This is a genomic window from Brachyspira aalborgi (genome assembly GCF_008016455.1).
Taxonomy (GTDB): Bacteria; Spirochaetota; Brachyspiria; order Brachyspirales; family Brachyspiraceae; genus Brachyspira; species Brachyspira aalborgi.
Window position 1 is genome coordinate 1,126,979 of sequence record NZ_SAXU01000001.1, and the last position, 17,224, is coordinate 1,144,202.

At 28.9% G+C, this 17,224-nt stretch carries 15 protein-coding genes; 7 read left to right on the plus strand and 8 right to left on the minus strand.

Going from position 1 to position 17,224, the window contains the following annotated elements:
* Positions 1-6 precede the first annotated feature (6 nt).
* The 4 genes from ispG to EPJ79_RS05060 form a co-directional block, all read right to left on the minus strand.
* Positions 7-1,089, minus strand: a complete 1,083-nt coding sequence (ispG, locus tag EPJ79_RS05045; RefSeq protein ID WP_147738670.1) for a flavodoxin-dependent (E)-4-hydroxy-3-methylbut-2-enyl-diphosphate synthase — start codon at positions 1,087-1,089, stop codon at positions 7-9.
* Positions 1,082-1,843 (minus strand): iron-sulfur cluster loop, encoded by a 762-nt coding sequence (locus EPJ79_RS05050; protein ID WP_147738671.1) that lies wholly within the window; start codon positions 1,841-1,843, stop codon positions 1,082-1,084. The genes ispG and EPJ79_RS05050 overlap by 8 nt, the downstream gene beginning before the upstream one ends.
* Position 1,844: 1 nt before the next feature.
* On the minus strand, positions 1,845-2,900 hold the full coding sequence (thrC, locus tag EPJ79_RS05055) for a threonine synthase (protein WP_147738672.1): 1,056 nt from the start codon (positions 2,898-2,900) through the stop codon (positions 1,845-1,847).
* 131 nt (positions 2,901-3,031) lie between these two features.
* A complete protein-coding gene (locus EPJ79_RS05060; RefSeq protein ID WP_147738673.1) occupies positions 3,032-3,922 on the minus strand; it encodes a TonB C-terminal domain-containing protein in 891 nt (296 codons plus the stop codon).
* Between the two features lie 140 nt (positions 3,923-4,062).
* Between EPJ79_RS05060 and EPJ79_RS05065 the strand changes: the two genes are divergently transcribed.
* Complete coding sequence (locus tag EPJ79_RS05065; RefSeq protein WP_147738674.1) at positions 4,063-7,962, plus strand: Eco57I restriction-modification methylase domain-containing protein; 3,900 nt, start codon at positions 4,063-4,065, stop codon at positions 7,960-7,962.
* Between the two features lie 174 nt (positions 7,963-8,136).
* On the opposite strand, the gene EPJ79_RS05070 is transcribed toward EPJ79_RS05065, so the two are convergent.
* Positions 8,137-8,958: an aldo/keto reductase gene (locus tag EPJ79_RS05070; RefSeq protein ID WP_147529791.1), complete on the minus strand. Its 822-nt coding sequence runs from the start codon at positions 8,956-8,958 to the stop codon at positions 8,137-8,139.
* A 128-nt stretch (positions 8,959-9,086) separates the two neighbouring features.
* Between EPJ79_RS05070 and EPJ79_RS11525 the strand changes: the two genes are divergently transcribed.
* Positions 9,087-9,248 carry a hypothetical protein gene (locus EPJ79_RS11525; RefSeq protein ID WP_158634350.1) on the plus strand — a complete coding sequence of 54 codons (162 nt, stop codon included), beginning with the start codon at positions 9,087-9,089 and terminating at the stop codon, positions 9,246-9,248.
* A 57-nt stretch (positions 9,249-9,305) separates the two neighbouring features.
* On the opposite strand, the gene EPJ79_RS05075 is transcribed toward EPJ79_RS11525, so the two are convergent.
* From EPJ79_RS05075 to EPJ79_RS05085, 3 genes are read right to left on the minus strand one after another with little or no spacing between them, the layout of a single operon-like run.
* Positions 9,306-10,154, minus strand: coding sequence for a phosphate/phosphite/phosphonate ABC transporter substrate-binding protein (locus EPJ79_RS05075; protein WP_147738675.1), 849 nt, complete (start codon positions 10,152-10,154; stop codon positions 9,306-9,308).
* A gap of 39 nt (positions 10,155-10,193) precedes the next feature.
* The gene (locus EPJ79_RS05080; RefSeq protein WP_147738676.1) at positions 10,194-11,309 is read right to left on the minus strand and encodes an acyl-CoA dehydrogenase family protein; all 1,116 of its coding nucleotides are present in this window, start codon (positions 11,307-11,309) and stop codon (positions 10,194-10,196) included.
* Positions 11,310-11,365: 56 nt separating this feature from the next.
* Positions 11,366-12,556, minus strand: a complete 1,191-nt coding sequence (locus EPJ79_RS05085; RefSeq protein WP_147738677.1) for a ferritin-like domain-containing protein — start codon at positions 12,554-12,556, stop codon at positions 11,366-11,368.
* Positions 12,557-12,936: 380 nt separating this feature from the next.
* On the opposite strand from EPJ79_RS05085, the gene EPJ79_RS05090 reads away from it, so the two are divergent.
* The 5 genes from EPJ79_RS05090 to EPJ79_RS05110 all read left to right on the plus strand — a co-directional run bounded on the left by EPJ79_RS05090 (position 12,937) and on the right by EPJ79_RS05110 (position 17,191).
* Positions 12,937-13,494: a GNAT family N-acetyltransferase gene (locus EPJ79_RS05090; RefSeq protein ID WP_147738678.1), complete on the plus strand. Its 558-nt coding sequence runs from the start codon at positions 12,937-12,939 to the stop codon at positions 13,492-13,494.
* 205 nt (positions 13,495-13,699) lie between these two features.
* Positions 13,700-14,230, plus strand: coding sequence for an ATP-dependent protease subunit HslV (gene hslV / locus EPJ79_RS05095; RefSeq protein ID WP_147531912.1), 531 nt, complete (start codon positions 13,700-13,702; stop codon positions 14,228-14,230).
* A complete protein-coding gene (hslU, locus tag EPJ79_RS05100; RefSeq protein ID WP_147738679.1) occupies positions 14,230-15,588 on the plus strand; it encodes an ATP-dependent protease ATPase subunit HslU in 1,359 nt (452 codons plus the stop codon). The genes hslV and hslU overlap by 1 nt, the downstream gene beginning before the upstream one ends.
* Before the next feature lie 109 nt (positions 15,589-15,697).
* A complete protein-coding gene (locus tag EPJ79_RS05105) occupies positions 15,698-16,171 on the plus strand; it encodes a bacteriohemerythrin (protein ID WP_147560699.1) in 474 nt (157 codons plus the stop codon).
* A gap of 219 nt (positions 16,172-16,390) precedes the next feature.
* On the plus strand, positions 16,391-17,191 hold the full coding sequence (locus EPJ79_RS05110; RefSeq protein WP_147738680.1) for a ZIP family metal transporter: 801 nt from the start codon (positions 16,391-16,393) through the stop codon (positions 17,189-17,191).
* The last annotated feature ends 33 nt before the right edge of the window (positions 17,192-17,224 follow it).

A 17,224-nucleotide genomic window follows, 5' to 3' on the forward strand; every position in this document is an offset into this window, starting at 1 on the left:
AAAATATTAAAATTCTTCTATTTTTTTTGTTATGAAATTTATTATATTTTCTTTTGATATTTTAATCGGTTCGTTTTCTTTTTCAAAATAAATAAAATTTCCATCTCCCGTTCCCGCGACTCCAAAATCCGCATGCCTCGCCTCGCCAGGTCCGTTTACAACGCAGCCCATAATCGCTATTGTAATATTTTTTTTAATATTTTGAACATGCTTTTCAATATAGCTTGCAACTTCTTCAACTTCAACTTGACATCTTCCGCAAGTCGGACATGAGATTATTTCTATCGAAGGCTCTTTTCTTAAACCTAAAAATTTTAAAAGCATTTTTCCCGCCATAACTTCTTCCACAGGGTCGCCCGTTATAGAATATCTTATTGTGTCTCCGATTCCGTTCATTATGAGATAGGATAGCGCGCTTGTGCTTTTTATGAGCGAGCTTCTTAAAGTTCCCGCTTCCGTCACCCCCAAATGAATCGGATAATCGTATTTTTTTCTAAATAAAATATTCGCGTCTATCGTAGTTTTTATATCCGAAGATTTTAAAGAAACTTTTATATTTGTAAAATTTAAATCTTCCATTAATTTTATATGTTCTCCCGCGCTTTTAACCATATTTTCTGGGCTTACTTCTTTATAAATCGCTCTGTCCAAACTTCCGCCATTAACTCCGACTCTTATTGTCAAATCTCTTGCTTTTGCTTCTTTAATAACTTCTTTAACTTTTTCTTTATCTTTAATATTTCCAGGATTTAATCTTAAAGCGTCAATTCCATTTTTTATACTTTCTAAAGCGAGTCTATAATCAAAATGAATATCGGCTATCAATGGAATTTTAGTTTGCGATTTTATTTCTTTTATAGATTTTGCAGCGTCCATATCCAAAACGGCAAGCCTGACAATATCGACTCCCGCATCTTCAAGAGATTTTAATTGTCTAACTGTTGATTTTATATCTCTTGTATCTGTATTCGTCATAGATTGAACGGTTATAGGATTTCCGCCGCCTATTAAAATATTTCCTACTTGAACGATTTTAGTTTTATTCATAATAATTATTTTCCTTAAATCATTATTTATAATATTACTCATTTTTAGAACAAGCTTCATTCATATCACATTTTTTGCATTCACAATCTTTAAATTTAGGTCTGCAATAATTTCTTCCTATTTCCCAACATACAAAATCTATTAATCCTGGGAATTCTGGATTTAGCTCTCTCGCCTTGTATATTACCATATCAGGGCTTGCCTCTTTTTCAACAAAACCAAGTCTATATAAAACTCGTCTAATATGGACATCTGGAGATATATCTATACAATAATAATCTAACATAGGTATTTTGAATTGCCTAGCTAAAATATTGGCAGCCATAGTCGCTATTTTTATACCGCATCCGTCAAATTCTAAAAATCTATAAACTATTGTTGCGCTACTTGGATTATCATTCCATATTTTATCCGCTTTCCCTTCGTATTTATTAATGATATGGCGAACTCCATTATAAAAAATTTCCGAAAATTTATCGTTAAATCTATGAAATTTCTTTTTATCAAATAATTCTTCATTATTATTAAATAAATCTTTATAATATTTACAACCTTGCTTTTCAAGTTTATATATATCAAAAGTATTAAGTGTTTTATAAATTTTATAAGGTATAGCCCAAGCGCGTTCGGCTTTTATTTGCCTATCCATTAAACAAGCTAAAACAAATGCATGAGGATAATTTTTTAAATCATTTAAAAATTTATTCTGCTTTTCATCGTTAACAAGATGCACAATAGCTTTATCTTCTTTAAATAGCTTTTTTGATTTTTCTATTAATAATTTAATTTTATCCATTTTATAATCCTATAACTTTTCTTATCTCTTCAATATTATTTTCAACTTTTATCGGAGCGTTTGATATTTTAATCGCGTTATCGGGGTCCTTCAAGCCGTTGCCTGTGAGAACGGAAACTATAATATCGCCTTTTTTTAATTTGCCATTTTTATAAGTTTTAATTATTCCCGCCAAAGACGCGGCGGACGCTGGTTCTGCAAATATTCCTTCCTCTTTTGCGAGCATAGAATAGGCTTCGAGTATTTCATCGTCCGTTACAGAATCTATAAAGCCTTTAGATTCGTTTGCAGCATTAACCGCTAATTTCCAACTTGCAGGATTTCCTATTTTTATCGCTGTAGCCAAAGTTTGAGGATTTTCTATAATTTTATTTTTAACGATTGCCGCAGAACCTTCCGCTTCAAAACCTATCATTTTAGGCAAATTAGAAACTATATTTTTATCTTTATATTCTTTAAAACCCATCCAATAAGCGGATATATTTCCCGCGTTTCCAACAGGTATCGCCAAATAATCGGGAGCTTTTCCTAATATATCGCATATTTCAAAAGCTGAAGTTTTTTGTCCTTGAAGTCTGTAAGGATTAATGGAATTGACGAGAGTTATAGGATAATTATTCGTAATCTCTATAACCGATTTTAACGCTTCGTCAAAATTTCCGTTTATCGCTATAACTTTAGCGCCATACATTAAAGCCTGCGCCAATTTTCCTAAAGCGATATTTCCATCGGGAATAAGAACTATGCATTGAATATTGCTCCTTGCGGCGTATGCTGCTGCCGATGCCGAAGTATTTCCTGTAGAAGCGCACATTATAGCTTTAGAGCCTTCTTCCAAAGCTTTAGCTACTGCCATTACCATTCCTCTATCCTTAAAAGAACCTGTTGGATTTAATCCATCATATTTAAAATATAATTCTATTCCTCCAAGTTTTTTTCCTATTTTTTCGGCTTTTATTAAAGGCGTATTTCCTTCATTTAAACTTATAAGCGGAGTTTTATCGGTTATCGGTAAATAAGATTTATATTCTTTGAGTAATCCTTTCCATGCTTTCATAATTTGAACCTTTTTACAAAATTATTAATATTTTAAGAATATACTTAAATATAAATTTTTTCAATAAGATTATTTTTATTATAAAAATTATTTTAAATAATGGCGTTTGTGATTATTAAAAATATTTTAAATTAATCCATGCTAAAATTCTGATATATAAACTTAAACGGTATATACACCTTCCCGTTTTCCGCATAATCTCTAAGTAAGCCTTGAGGTGGCGGTTTTAATTTTTTAGCGTATTCTATCGCTTTTGAACAGGAATTATCTAAACTGCCTTGTCCAATTTGAGATTTCTTTAAAAACTTTTCAAATAAAATATTTCCGTCTTCGTCTATTGAAATTAAAACTTCAACTTCGTCCGTTCTCAAAAGTCCTAAATAATGCGCTTGATTTGGAATCGTTAAATACCAAGAATCTCTTATTGAACCTACTAAAGAATAAAAATACCAAAAATATTCTTGAGCCTTCGTTCCTAATTGAATGCCTCCCGTTTGGCTCGAAAGAACAACCGCTCTGTCCGCTCCGTCTTCAAAAGAAGCGGGAATTTTTGTATTTCCTTTAATTCCAGGATTTTTAGGTTTATAAGTTTCAACTTTTTCTCTGCTTATATTTTCGCCTAATTCGTTTCTTTTTATATTATTATCGTTATTATTTGGAGATATATTTTCTCTTCTTTCGACTATCGGACTATTTGCTCCGTCTCCGAAAAATGAAAATACAGAAGTGTCTGAAAAAGTTTTTGAAGGATTAACATTTATCTGTCCTCTCGACCTTAAAGATTTGTCGGAAGCAAAAAGAGTATCCTCTTCGTTTTTTTCTTCTTCTTCAATATCGGGCGTTTCGACTAAAAACATATAATCGTCTTTTTTTATATTTTCTTCCAATTCTTCGGCTCTGTCATAGGCAAAAACCGATTTCATAATAGAAGTATTTATAAAACTAAAAACAAATATATGCAAAATTAACGAAACTATTATTGCAAAAATCGTGTCTTTTCTTCTGATTATTTTATTTCTCATATTATTTTATTATTCAATAAAGTTTGATTATTAATTATAAAATATAAACTATAAAATTTCAAATATGGTTAAAAGATAATTCATAATTGATTATATAAAAAAATTATATATAGTGTATAATAATAATTAGAGGTTTACAAATGAAATATATTAAGAATAATTATTTTTCCGACAGAGTTTTAAGAGTGGATTTAAAAAAGTATTTTGACGATGATAAAAATTGCCAAACTGCTTTTGATTATATAAAAAATCTTTATTATAAAAATAATTTAGAAAAGTTAAACGAAAGCCAATTAGAAGAAAATTTTATAAAACCTATATTAAACGATATATTTGAATATAAATATTTAACTCAAGAAAAAATTACAATATTCGGACAACAATTAAAACCCGATTATATTTTATTTCCAAACGAAAAAGCAAAAAAGAATTATATCGATAAGAAAGATTATAAAGATATATTATTAATATTCGAGGCTAAAGAATGGGCAAGAGAGCTTGACACAAAAACAATAGCGCAATCTCCGCATATGCAACTTGTTCGTTATAATATGTTTATAGGCGTTCGATACGGAATATTGTCAAACGGCAAAGAATGGAGATTATATGATTTGAAAGATAAAAAGTCAGAAAAAATATTCTTTTCTATAGATTTGGAAGATATTATTAAAAATGACGATTACGAATTTTTTCAATATTTTTACTATATTTTTAGAAAAAAGTATTTTATAGCCGAAGAAAAAGAAATTGAAAGCAAAGCGGATAAAATAAGCATCATAAACGAAATGGCGATAAATGAAATAGAAGAAGATTTAAAAAATATAATATATGGCGACAATTCCATTATAGAAAAAATAGGACAGATTTTATATAGAAATTATAACGATAGAAGTCTAAACGAGTTGTTTAATCAATCAATAATTATGGCTTATAGATTATTATTCATATCCTATTTTGAAACTAAATACGAAAGTCAATTATTTTATGAACATGACAATTATAAAATTAAAGCGTTGTTTACATTGTATAAAAATTTAGAAAAACATTTTAGCGGAGCAAAAGTTAATCCTAAATTAAACGCTTATAAAGAACTATGCGATTTATTTAATATTTTAGACGAAGGAAGCGTTCCTTTTAATATTCCTCTTTTAAATGGCGGATTATTTGAAAAGAATAAAGCTCCTTTGCTTCATAATGAAAAATTATTTACTAACGAGGAGGTATTTGATATTTTAAAAGAACTTTTGCAAATAAGAGATGATAAGAACAAAATAAATATTAGAAATTTTGCGATTATGTCGGTTACTCATATTGGAAATATTTACGAAGGCTTATTGCAATATAATTTTAGAAAAGCGGGAAACGATAAAACATATTATTTGGAATATAGAGACGATACGAATAAATCAAAAAACGGTTATTATGATATTCACGATTATCAATTAATGAAAAAGAATAAAAATATAAAAATAGATATTGAAAAAGAAATAGAGCCTAATTCTATTTATTTGGTTAATAATTCAAACGAAAGAAAAATGAGCGCAAGTTATTATACTCCAGCTTCAATTTCAAATTTTATGGTAAAAGACGCCGTTAATATTATTTTAAATGAGAAAAAATACAAGGAAAATATACTTTCTTTAAAAGTTTTAGATAACGCTTGCGGAAGCGGACATTTTTTAGTGGATTTTTTGGACGCTTTAACGGAAAACATTTATTCGAGAATATTTAACGGAGAGAAAAAAGAGGGAGATTTTTATTATTTATACGATTTTATAATTAAAGAAAAAGATAAAATTAAAGAGAATTTGAAAAAATACAATTTAGACGATTTGGAAATAGACGAACTTCAAATATTAAAAAGAATTTTATTAAAGAAAATAATATACGGAGTAGATATAAATTATTTTTCGGTAGAACTTACCCGTTTAAGTTTGTGGCTTAAAACTTTTATATTTGGAACTCCTTTAAGTTTTATAGAACATCACATTAAAGAAGGCAATTCATTAATCGGCTCTTCGATAGAGGAAGGAAATAAAATATTCAGCGAAAGCGAAAAATCGGACGAATTTTTTAAAACAAATTTTAAAGAAATATTTGACGACTTGAAAAATATATCCGAAAAATTATCATCTTTACCAGATAGCACAACGGAAGAAATTGAAAACTCTAAAAAAATATACTCTGAAGAAATATATCCAAAACAAAAAAGATTGTCTCAAATACTAGATTTAATAACATATAAAAAATTATCGGCATCTCTCAAAAAGAAAAAAGAAACGGAAATTTTAAGTTTGGATACTTACGGAATTTTTACAAATATTGAAAATTATATCGACTTAGAGAATGAAGACGCTTTATTAGAAGTCGGAAGAATAAAAAATAAATATAAATTTTTTCATTACGATATTGAATTTCCAGAAAGTTATAATTACGGTTTCGATATTATTATAGGAAATCCGCCTTGGGATAAAGTAAAATTGGACGATAAAGATTTTTTCTCAAAATATAGAAGCAATTATAGAACGATGAAAAATAGCGAGAAAAAAGCTACTCAAGATAATTTGCTTAAATACTCTAAAGAAATTAAAGAAGAATATTTGAATACGGGAATTTATATAAATACATTGTCGTCATATTATAATAAATATTATCCGCTAAACGAAGGAGCGGGCGATACGAATTTATATAAACTTTTTATGGAAAGAAATATAAATTTACTTTCGCAAAAAGGTTCTTTGATTTATATAACTCCTTCTACTTGGAGTTACGAGGAAGGCTCGATTAATTTGAGGAAATATATTTTTGACAATATTAAATTTAAATATTTTTATCAATTTGAAAATAGAAATAAAATTTTTAGAGATGTGGATTCGAGATATAAATTCGCGATTTGGAGTTTGCAAAAATTAAATCCCGACAAATCAAAAGCAGATTTTGACAAATTGCCTTGCTTTTTTATGGAGCTTGAAACCGACAGACTTTATAACGAAAAAATAAAAGATATATTTTATTCGCTCAATTTTTCAAGAAATTTATTTTACGACTCTTATATGATTCCCGAAATTAGAGACAAAAACGATTTGAAAATATTGCAAAAAACTTATTCGGTTGGAAAAATTATCGACACAAATTATATAGATTTTTACAATGAACTTCATTTAACTATTGATAAAGATATATTTTTGGAAGATAGAAATAATAACGAAATGTTTCTTTATCAAGGCAGAATGATTAATCAATTCAATTCTTCTTTTGAAAAGCCTCAATATTTTGTGGACGAAAACGAGCTTAAGAAAAGAATTCTTTCAAAAGAAATTTATAGAATGATACAAAATATTTACGAAGAAAAAAATATAAATAATTTGAAACGAAACAATAAAAGCAAAGAAGCTACAATTTTGGAATATTTTAATTTCGATAAAAGAGAGGATTTGGAAAAATATATAGTTTATGATTATAATTTTCCAAGATTGGCTTTTAGAGGAGTAGCGAGCAATACTAATGAAAGAACTTTAATAAGCGCAATTCTTCCGCCAAACTCTACGGCGGGAAATTCTTTATATTTGTCTTATTCAAAAAAATATTATTTGGAAAATAAAGATATAAAAATAAAGAAAATTCCTTTTGAAAGGCTTTTGTGGGTTAATGCGATTTTCAATAGCGTTATTATAGATTATATAATTCGTTTATATGTAGACATGGCGGTTAATAAAATATATTTAATGAAAATTCCTTTGATACATGCATCGGAAGAAGAATTAAAGAAAAATCCTTATAACGAAATAATTGAAAATGCTTTTGTTTTAAATTTATATAATAATAAAGAATTGAAATCTCTTTATAAAACGAGCGTTGAAATTCCTAAAAACGATAAAGATTATAATATGATTCAAATAAGAAACGATATTTTGATTGCCAAACTTTATAATATAACTTTCGAGGAATTTGCAAGAATTGTCGATAGTTTTAAAGTTCTTAAAAATAAATACCCAGAATATACAAATACTTTAATAGATAAAGCAAGAAGCGAATTATAAATAAAGAGCAGTATAATAAAATAATAGAAATAATTTTTAATGAATTTTATTAAAAGCGTATTTTTTTGACTTCTATCCGTTTTACTCTGCGGGCTTTTAGCCTATCGTTGATATAAAGAAAGTAAGTATAAATTTTGACTTTCTTATAATACAAAATAATAAACGCATAAAAAATTAAAAATCAAACTCCATAGGGTCAAATCCCGTTCTTTTATTATTATTCATAGAGTCTATTTTTTTTATATCTTCCTCTTCCAAACTAAAATCGAATATATCTATATTTTCTTCTATTCTTTCTTTTGTAATAGATTTTGGAATTACCACTATTTTATTTTCTATATTCCATCTTAATATTATTTGAGCTACCGTTTTATTATATTTTTCGGCTATACTTTCCAATGTTTTATTATCTATGAGTTTTCCTCTTGCAAGAGGCGACCAAGCTTCGATATTCATATTATGGCTTTTGCAAAACTCTATTAATTCTTTTCTGTTTAAGTTCGGATGCCTTTCTATTTGATTGATTACGGGAGCGATTACGCAATTAGCAAATATATCGTTTAAATGTTTTATTTCAAAATTGCTCACTCCGATTGCTCTCGCTTTTTTGATTTGATATATATTTTCTAAAGCTCGCCAAGTGTCTAAATATCTTTCTTTTTTCTGTCCTGGCCAATGAATTAAAAGCAAATCGACATAATCCATATTTAATTTTTTTAGACTCTCTTCAAAAGATTCTCTAGTAGATTTATATCCTTGATTTGTATTCCATATTTTAGTAGTTATAAAAACTTTCTCTCTATCGATTCCAGTTTTTCTTATAGCTTCTCCAAGCTCTCTTTCGTTATCATAGAATTGAGCCGTGTCAAATTTTCTATATCCCGAATCTATAGCCCATTTTACGGCGTTATACAATTCTTTTTTATCGGTTATTTTATATATTCCAAGTCCTAAAATCGGCATTTCGATTCCATTGTTTAATTTTACATTTATCATTTTACATCTCCTTTTTTTGATATATTATATAATATTTTAAGAATAAAATAAAATGGTTAAAATTTTGTTTTTTAACGATATAATAAAATCTATAGGCAAAATAACGGTTTTGACGAAATAGTATAAAAATGTTTTATTTAAAAGAATTGAAAAATATTAGTAAATATATTGCTTGTAGATTTCTTTTTATGCATCATAAAGATATTAAAATTGTAAATATTGATAAAATAGGCAAAGTTCAAGTTGTGCTTTGGCAAATCAAAAAAGAATGTATTATAAAATGTTTGTAAAAATAGTAAAGCGAGTCCTATTAATAGAACCCGCTTTTTTAAAATAAAAAATTAAAATTATAATAATTTTTGTTCTCTCATAGCCTCGTATAAAGTGTCGTATCCTTTAAGCTCTTTCTCGCCCGTAATTATCCACTCGTTCAAGCCTTCCATAGCCATCATTTTTTTTATAATAGGATTTTCCTTTTTTTGAGACATAAGCATTTTAACAAAATTATCCGATATTTCAGAATCGATATTTGGCATAACCGTGAAGTTGCAATGACAAAAATCGGGGCTTGTGTAAAAAGAGATTAAATCTCCGTCAGGATATAATCCTTCTTCCAAAATTCTTATCCAAGTATTAGAGCCTATAGTTCCCGCATCCAAAGAACCATTTTTTAAGCCTTCCAATACATCCCATTCGCTTCTGCCTGTATCTCCATGTTTTCCCAAATCGGAATTATATCTTATAATGTTTACGCTTTCGTTATCTATTTCTAAATTATTAATATCGGATTCTTTAATTTTTAATCCGTTTTTATTTAGATAATAAATAGCCATTATATTAGCTTGAGAAGAATCGGCGCTTCCAACTCCAAGTTTTTTGCCTTTCAAATCTTCAATATTTTTTATTTTGCTATCTTTTTTAACTACAAATTTTGTAGACCAATGTAAATCGGTATCTCTCATAGCTATAGCTTTAGCTTTATTGTCTGTCGCGTATAATGTTCTTATCCAAGCGACATTTGTATTCCAAGCTATATCTATATGTCCTTTTAATAAAGAATCTACTTGCCTTTCATAATTTGAAAATAAAACATAATCGAGCTTGCATCCGTATTCGTTGCTATAATCTCTTATTATATCCCAAATTCCAACCACTTTAGGGTCATAAGCTACCGCGCCTAATAATATAGTTTTCATTTTATCTCCTTTTTTTAAAATCAAATTTACTATTTTAAATTAAGAAACTATAGCCTTTCCAAGCCATGTTTTTAATACATCGATACCAGGAGCCATAACGGGCGCAGCCAAAGCGTCTCTCATATATCTTTCTAACGGAAGCCTTTTTGCATAAGCGTTTCCTCCGCCCAATTTCATGGCTTTCTGACAAACTTCTACCGCTATTTCAATAGAGTTTATTCTGCAAGCAAATATTTTTAATCCAGAATCGGCTTCGTTATTGTCGAGGCTTTCGGCTGATGCAAATGTAAACGCTACGGCAGATTGCATTTTTGTATATATTTCGGCTAAATTTACTTGCACCATTTCAATATCGGCTAAAGATTGTCCGCTTGTATATTTTCTATTTTTTGTATAATCTAAAATGCAATTATAAGCGTTTCTTGCAAGTCCGCTATAAACCGCTCCCAAACCGACAACGAAATAAGGTAAAACGCTTCCGCATTGATTTTCTCCGTCTCCTTCTTTGCCTATTCTATAAGAAATATCAAGTTCCACATTATCGTAAGCTACGGGCATAGACGCATTTCCTCTCATTCCTAAACCGTCCCATTTATTTTCTTCATGGGTAATTCCTTTTGAATTATTATGAACGAGCCAATTATTTAATGTTCCCTTATTTTCGCAAGAATTGGTAAGAGTTAAATAATAGTCGGCAAATAATGCGCTTGTAACGAAACTCTTTCTTCCGTTTAATATTATTCTACTTCCAGATTTAGTTTCCGTCATATCGGGACTTCCAAAATGCGTTCCGCTTCCGCTTTCGCTATATGCCAAAGCTATTGCAACTTCTCCTTTCGCAATTTTAGGCAAGAATTCTTTTTTCTGTTCTTCAGTTCCGTAATCAATTAAGCATTTAGTTCCAGCGTTATGCATCATATAACATAATCCCGTTGTAGCGCAGTAATTAGCCAATGCATGAACTACTTCGGCATGCTCTTTAGCTCCTCCGCCCATTCCTCCGTATTCTTTTGGAACTATAAGCCCCATATAGCCTTGTTTTCTTAATTCGTTATAGGCTTCTTTCGGAAATCTTCCGTTTTTGTCAACCTCTTCCGTATAAGGTTTAACATGCTGTTCTGCAAATTTAATTGCATCTTCAAAAATTTTACTCATTTTTGTTCTCCTTAAAGTATTTTAATATTTTTTATATATAAATTTTTATTTATATATCACATAAAATTAGGCGTATGTTTTTTCGATATATCCACCGCCAAGTCTTCGTCTATTCCTATTTCTGTTAGTCTTTGAACTCTATTTTCATGCATTTGATTTTTAAGTTCGCTTACAAGTTCCATTCCGTTTTTATACTGATTATAAGAAGTTCCGCCGCCCGCAAGAAAAGCCATAGATTCTATTAATAAAGTCGATTCTCCGTTTAATTCGTCCAAATATTCTTTTCTTTTAAATACCGCTTCTTTTAAAATATTCACTTTATTAGGATTATGTTTTAATATTTCTTTAATATGATTCGTTCCGTATCTAACATGTCGAGTTTCGTCTATTCTAACCAATCTTAATAATTTTTGAGTCGGTTCGTCTTTTGTATATTTTTCTAAAAAACTCAGTAAATCCAAAAAAGTTCCTTCTCCCATTACATGCAACAAAAAGCTCGATTTTATATAATTACTTTCGGCGTATAAAGTATATAAAGAATTTTGAGTAATAATCGAAGAATATTGAACTCCCATGCCGTTTATATTCGCTCTTTTAATAAACGCTTCTATATGTCTCGCTTCGTCATTAATTAGAGAAGATAAAAATACGGGAATCTCGTAAAAATACGGACTAACTTTTGCTATAAATTTACTTGGCACATATAAAGCTGAAAATTCGTTTTCTGTTAAATATGTCATAATTTGAGCTATAGCAAATTCCATATCTTTATCGTAATTCGGTATATTATCCCAATCTATATCGACAGAAGTATTCCATTGAGTTTTTTTGCTTTCTTCGTAAAGTTTTGAAATATTATTATTCCATAAATCCTCTTTATAATGCAAGTCAAAACCGTAATTTGGAGAGCCTTCTTCAGGCAAACTATTTCTTGGAGCGAGTCCTATATTTAACGGAGGATTGCTTTCTAAACGATTAATATCAGCTTCAAATTTTGGAAAATTATCGTTCGACTTTTTCTTTATATAGTAGCTATATAATTCTTTATTATTTTTCTTATCTAAAAATATTTCGCCTTTAAATATGCAGTAGGATTTTAAATCGTTTTCAAGATTATTGTAAAACGAAATTATCTCTATAATATCGTCCTTTTTAGAAACTAAAAGAGCGTTTTCAATCCTAAAGAAAAACGATTTGCCGATGGGAATATCGCCCAAAAATATACTTTTGCTATGATTATAACTCATAATGCTATCCTTAAAATAAAATGTAAATAAATTAATTTTTTATAATTAATGATTGATTAATTATAGGCTAATGTTTTGAATAAACTCACGGTTTATTATAATGAAATTTTCTGGGGAAATTTATAATCATTAAAAAATAATGTTGATAAAAATGTTTTTAACAATAACATAAATTTTCCTCTTTTTGATTATATTTTCTATTTGATAATCGCTTAAATTAATTAACAATTAAAATAATTATATAATATTTTAAATTTTTGTCAAATGAAAAGTTTAAATAGATTATTTTTTATAAATCAAATTTTTATTTAGAATTAAGATTTTGTATTTACTTAAATTAAAAAATCGAATATAATAAAATTAAATTATTAGAGGATTTTATGATAAATTTTTTAGAGATTAAAGATAATTTGGAATATAAAGATTTTGCTCAAAATTTATATAATGAAGCTTTTCCTATAGAAGAAAGATGGGATTTCAATGCAATTTTAAATAATAACAATAATAAATTTTATGCGATATTGGACGGCGATATTCCTGTTGGAATTACTACGATTTGGGAATTTTTAGATTTTAATTATATAGAATATTTAGCGATAGATAAAAAATTCAGAGGAAAAAATTACGGCTCAAAAATTTTAACTCAAATTTTAGAATCGTTAAAAGATAAATTAATCGTTATAGAAGTAGAACCTTATGATTTAAATGAAATTGCCAAAAAGCGTATAGATTGGTATTTGCGTTTTGGTTTTATACTTGCCGATTACGATTATAATATGGCTTGTATAAATGAAAAAAAAGAAGAGGGAACGATAAAAATGAAAATAATGACAACAAGAAAAATTAAAGATAAAGAAGAGCATGATAAAATTACAGATTATTTATATAAGAATATTTATAAACCAAGATTAGATAATATTGATAAGCAAAAAATATAAAAATTATTATTTTAAAATTTAAATATTTATTCATAAAATATAATTTTGCAATATATTTGACTTTACTTTTCATTAAAAAACTATTATTTATAAAAATAATTCTATCAATTAAATAATATGTCAATTAATATAAATTTGCATTAATTAAAGCTATATAATACAATATATAAATTATTTTTGAATTAATATTAATAGAGGTTGGTATATGTTTAAAGGCACTACTATTTGCGCGGTAAGTAGAAACGGAATTACTGCCATAGCTGGAGACGGACAAGTTACGCTCGGTGAAACCGTTATGAAACCAAATGCCGTAAAATTAAGAAGACTATTCGGCGGAAAAATAGTGTCGGGTTTTGCTGGTTCTACTGCGGACGCTTTCACTTTATTTGAAAAATTTGAAAAAAGACTTGAAGAATATTCGGGCGATTTGACAAGAGCGGCGGTAGAGCTTGCAAGAGAATGGAGAACAGATAAAATGCTTAGAAATCTTCAGGCTTTAATAATAGTGGCAAGCAAAGATAGAATGCTTTTAATTTCTGGAAACGGAGATGTTATAGAAAGCGATAATAATATACTCGCTATTGGAAGCGGCGGACAATATGCAAAAGCGGCGGCTATAGCGCTTACGGAAAATACGGATTTGCCTGCAGATATTATAGCTAAAAAATCGCTTGAAATAGCTTCTAATATATGCATATACACTAATAGTAATATTTCTTTGGAGGTTATAGAATAATGTCATTTGACGCAAAATTGGAAAGCGAACTTACGCCTAGAAAAATTGTCGAGGCTTTAGACCAATATATAATAGGACAAACCGAAGCTAAAAGGTCGGTTGCCATAGCTTTAAGAAACAGATACAGAAGAAGACATTTGCCTGACGAATTAAAAGACGAAGTCGCGCCTAAAAATATAATATTAATAGGACCTACGGGAGTCGGAAAAACTGAAATTGCAAGGAGACTTGCAAAACTTGTAAAAGCGCCTTTCATTAAAGTTGAGGCTACAAAATATACGGAAGTCGGCTATGTTGGACGGGATGTTGAAAGCATGGTTAGAGATTTGGTTAATGCGGCTATATTTGATTTAAAATCGGCTATGATGAAAGAAGTTGAAAAAGAGGCAACGAATAACGCTTTGGATAGATTAGTGAAACTTCTTTTAAACTCCGATAAAGAAGACGATAAATATTTGTCCGAAAACGAAGCGGAAAAAAAGAAGAAAGCAAAAGAGCAGATGAAAATTAGAATCGCCAACGGAGATTTTGACGAAACTTATGTCGAGATAAAAGTTAATAGCAATCAAAATAGAATGTTTGGAATAATTCCAGGAATGGGTTTTGAAGAAAACGATATGATTCAATCTATGGTTGGAAGCATTATGCCCGTTAATAAGAAAAATAAAAGATTAAGAGTTAAAGAAGCTAAAAAATATTTAATAAGCGAGGCTTCGGAATCTCTTATCGATATGGAAAAAGTAACTTCTGACGCTTTGAGTTTAACTGAAAATATGGGGATAATATTTTTAGATGAAATAGACAAAATAGCGAGCGGAAACAAGAGCGACCATGCGGATGTGGCGCGTCATGGAGTTCAAAGAGATTTGCTTCCTATAGTCGAAGGAACAACGGTAAATACGAAATACGGACCCGTGAAAACCGACCATATTTTATTTATTGCGGCTGGAGCTTTTCATACAAATAAACCTTCGGATTTGATTCCCGAACTTCAAGGAAGATTTCCGATAAGAGTGGAATTAAAAGCTTTATCAAAGGAAGATTTTAAAGATATTTTAGTTAATCCAAAAAACGCCATAACTAAACAATATCAAGAATTATTGAAAACCGAAGGAGTTTCTATAGAGTTTGAAGAAGAGGCTTTAGATAGTATTTCGGATTTGGCTTATAGTATAAATACAAATGTTGAAAATATAGGAGCGCGAAGACTTTACACGATAATGGAAAAAGTTTTTGAAGATATTTCATTTACGGCGGACGAACATAAAGGAGAGTTTATTAAAATTAAATCCGAGAACATAAAAGAAGCTATGAAAGATATAGAAGAGAATAGAGATATTAGCAGATATATTTTATAAAATTCGCGATTATATATTTAAAAATAAAAAATAGTTGAAAATATTAAAATTTTTATTATATTTAGTATGAGAACAATTTTTTAATATCACTTTATGGAGAATTTTATTTATGAGAAAGAATAATGCTAATGAGACAGAAAACGAAAGCAGAGAGGATGGCGTTTTTATAGAATGGAGTCCTCTATACGATACAAAGCATAAAATTATAGACGAACAGCATAGAGAACTTGTAAATATAATTAACGACCTTTACTTATCGACTATAGATAATAAATCAAACAAAAATGAGGCTTTTATTAAAGCGGCGAAAAGATGCATCGATTATACCGATTATCATTTTAAGACGGAAGAGAAAATAATGGATATTATAAATTATTCGGATGCGGAAAATCATAAAACTATGCATAAAGATTTTTATAACGAAGTGGTAAAGCAAATAAGTAGATATCAGGAAGGACAGCCTTTTGTCGCTAATAAATTGGTAAAATACTTAAAAGATTGGCTTTTGGAACATATAGCGTTTAGAGATAAAATTTTTGTAGAAGAGTTAATGCGCGTTTTAAGAGAGAGGGAAAATAAATAATTATTAGTTTTTAAATTTATTTATATCTTTAATATAATAAATTTCAAAAAATATATTTCTTTAATTCAAAATTTTATTTTACTTTTTTGTGTCCTAATTATATTTTTAGAATATAAAATTATTAAATAGTAAAAAATTAATTTTATATTGAAACTAATAATAAAATAAAATATAATGATTGTAATTTATAAAATTTAATTGATTGATAAGGTAAAGTAAATGTTTGATTCTCCAATAGCTTTGGCTTTATTCGGCGGACTTATAACTTGGACTTTTACAAGTTTAGGTTCGGCTTTAGTATTTATTTTTTTCTCTGAAATTAAACCAAAAGTTTTGGCTACTATGTATGGATTTGCAGCGGGCGTAATGACTGCCGCAAGTTTTTGGTCTCTGCTTGCTCCTTCGATAGAATTATCTTCAAAAATGGATTTGCCTAAATGGATTATTCCCGTTTTAGGATTTTTATTCGGAAGTTTTTTTATATGGATATTGGATAAAGTATTACCGCATATGCATATTGTTAATGGGCATGAAGAAAAAGAAGGTCCTAAAATTCAATTATCAAAAAGCGTATTATTATTTCTTGCTATAACATTGCATAATATTCCCGAAGGCTTGGCTGTCGGAGTTACTTTTGGAGCTTTTTCTATAGGACAAAGCGGAATAACTTTAGCTTCTGCAATGGCTCTTACTTTAGGTATAGGTTTGCAAAATTTGCCCGAAGGCGCTGCGGTTTCTTTGCCATTAAAAACTACGGGCGTTTCAAAATTAAAATCTTTCGCTTTAGGCTCTTTATCGGGTTTGGTAGAACCTATTGCCGCCGTAATCGGAGCATTAACCGTCACAAAATTAACTTTAATTTTACCTGCGGCTTTATCTTTTTCTGCAGGCGCTATGATTTATGTCGTTATAGAAGAACTTGTTCCCGAAGCGGTTGCCGAAGAACATAATCATTTTGGAGTTTTTGGATTTATATTCGGTTTTGCTATTATGATGATTTTAGATATAGCTTTGAATTAATTAATTTTAAATATAAAAAAGCCCCGACAAAAT

Excerpts from the sequence above, each read along its gene's own strand:
- EPJ79_RS05065 (WP_147738674.1), top strand. The coding sequence starts at position 4,063 with ATGAAATATATTAAGAATAATTATTTTTCCGACAGAGTTTTAAGAGTG.
- ispG (WP_147738670.1), bottom strand. The coding sequence starts at position 1,089 with ATGAGTAATATTATAAATAATGATTTAAGGAAAATAATTATTATGAAT.
- EPJ79_RS05080 (WP_147738676.1), bottom strand. The coding sequence starts at position 11,309 with ATGAGTAAAATTTTTGAAGATGCAATTAAATTTGCAGAACAGCATGTT.
- EPJ79_RS05090 (WP_147738678.1), top strand. The coding sequence starts at position 12,937 with ATGATAAATTTTTTAGAGATTAAAGATAATTTGGAATATAAAGATTTT.
- EPJ79_RS05075 (WP_147738675.1), bottom strand. The coding sequence starts at position 10,154 with ATGAAAACTATATTATTAGGCGCGGTAGCTTATGACCCTAAAGTGGTT.
- EPJ79_RS05060 (WP_147738673.1), bottom strand. The coding sequence starts at position 3,922 with ATGAGAAATAAAATAATCAGAAGAAAAGACACGATTTTTGCAATAATA.
- hslU (WP_147738679.1), top strand. The coding sequence starts at position 14,230 with ATGTCATTTGACGCAAAATTGGAAAGCGAACTTACGCCTAGAAAAATT.
- EPJ79_RS05070 (WP_147529791.1), bottom strand. The coding sequence starts at position 8,958 with ATGATAAATGTAAAATTAAACAATGGAATCGAAATGCCGATTTTAGGA.
- EPJ79_RS05105 (WP_147560699.1), top strand. The coding sequence starts at position 15,698 with ATGAGAAAGAATAATGCTAATGAGACAGAAAACGAAAGCAGAGAGGAT.
- EPJ79_RS05110 (WP_147738680.1), top strand. The coding sequence starts at position 16,391 with ATGTTTGATTCTCCAATAGCTTTGGCTTTATTCGGCGGACTTATAACT.
- hslV (WP_147531912.1), top strand. The coding sequence starts at position 13,700 with ATGTTTAAAGGCACTACTATTTGCGCGGTAAGTAGAAACGGAATTACT.
- EPJ79_RS11525 (WP_158634350.1), top strand. The coding sequence starts at position 9,087 with ATGTTTTATTTAAAAGAATTGAAAAATATTAGTAAATATATTGCTTGT.
- thrC (WP_147738672.1), bottom strand. The coding sequence starts at position 2,900 with ATGAAAGCATGGAAAGGATTACTCAAAGAATATAAATCTTATTTACCG.
- EPJ79_RS05085 (WP_147738677.1), bottom strand. The coding sequence starts at position 12,556 with ATGAGTTATAATCATAGCAAAAGTATATTTTTGGGCGATATTCCCATC.
- EPJ79_RS05050 (WP_147738671.1), bottom strand. The coding sequence starts at position 1,843 with ATGGATAAAATTAAATTATTAATAGAAAAATCAAAAAAGCTATTTAAA.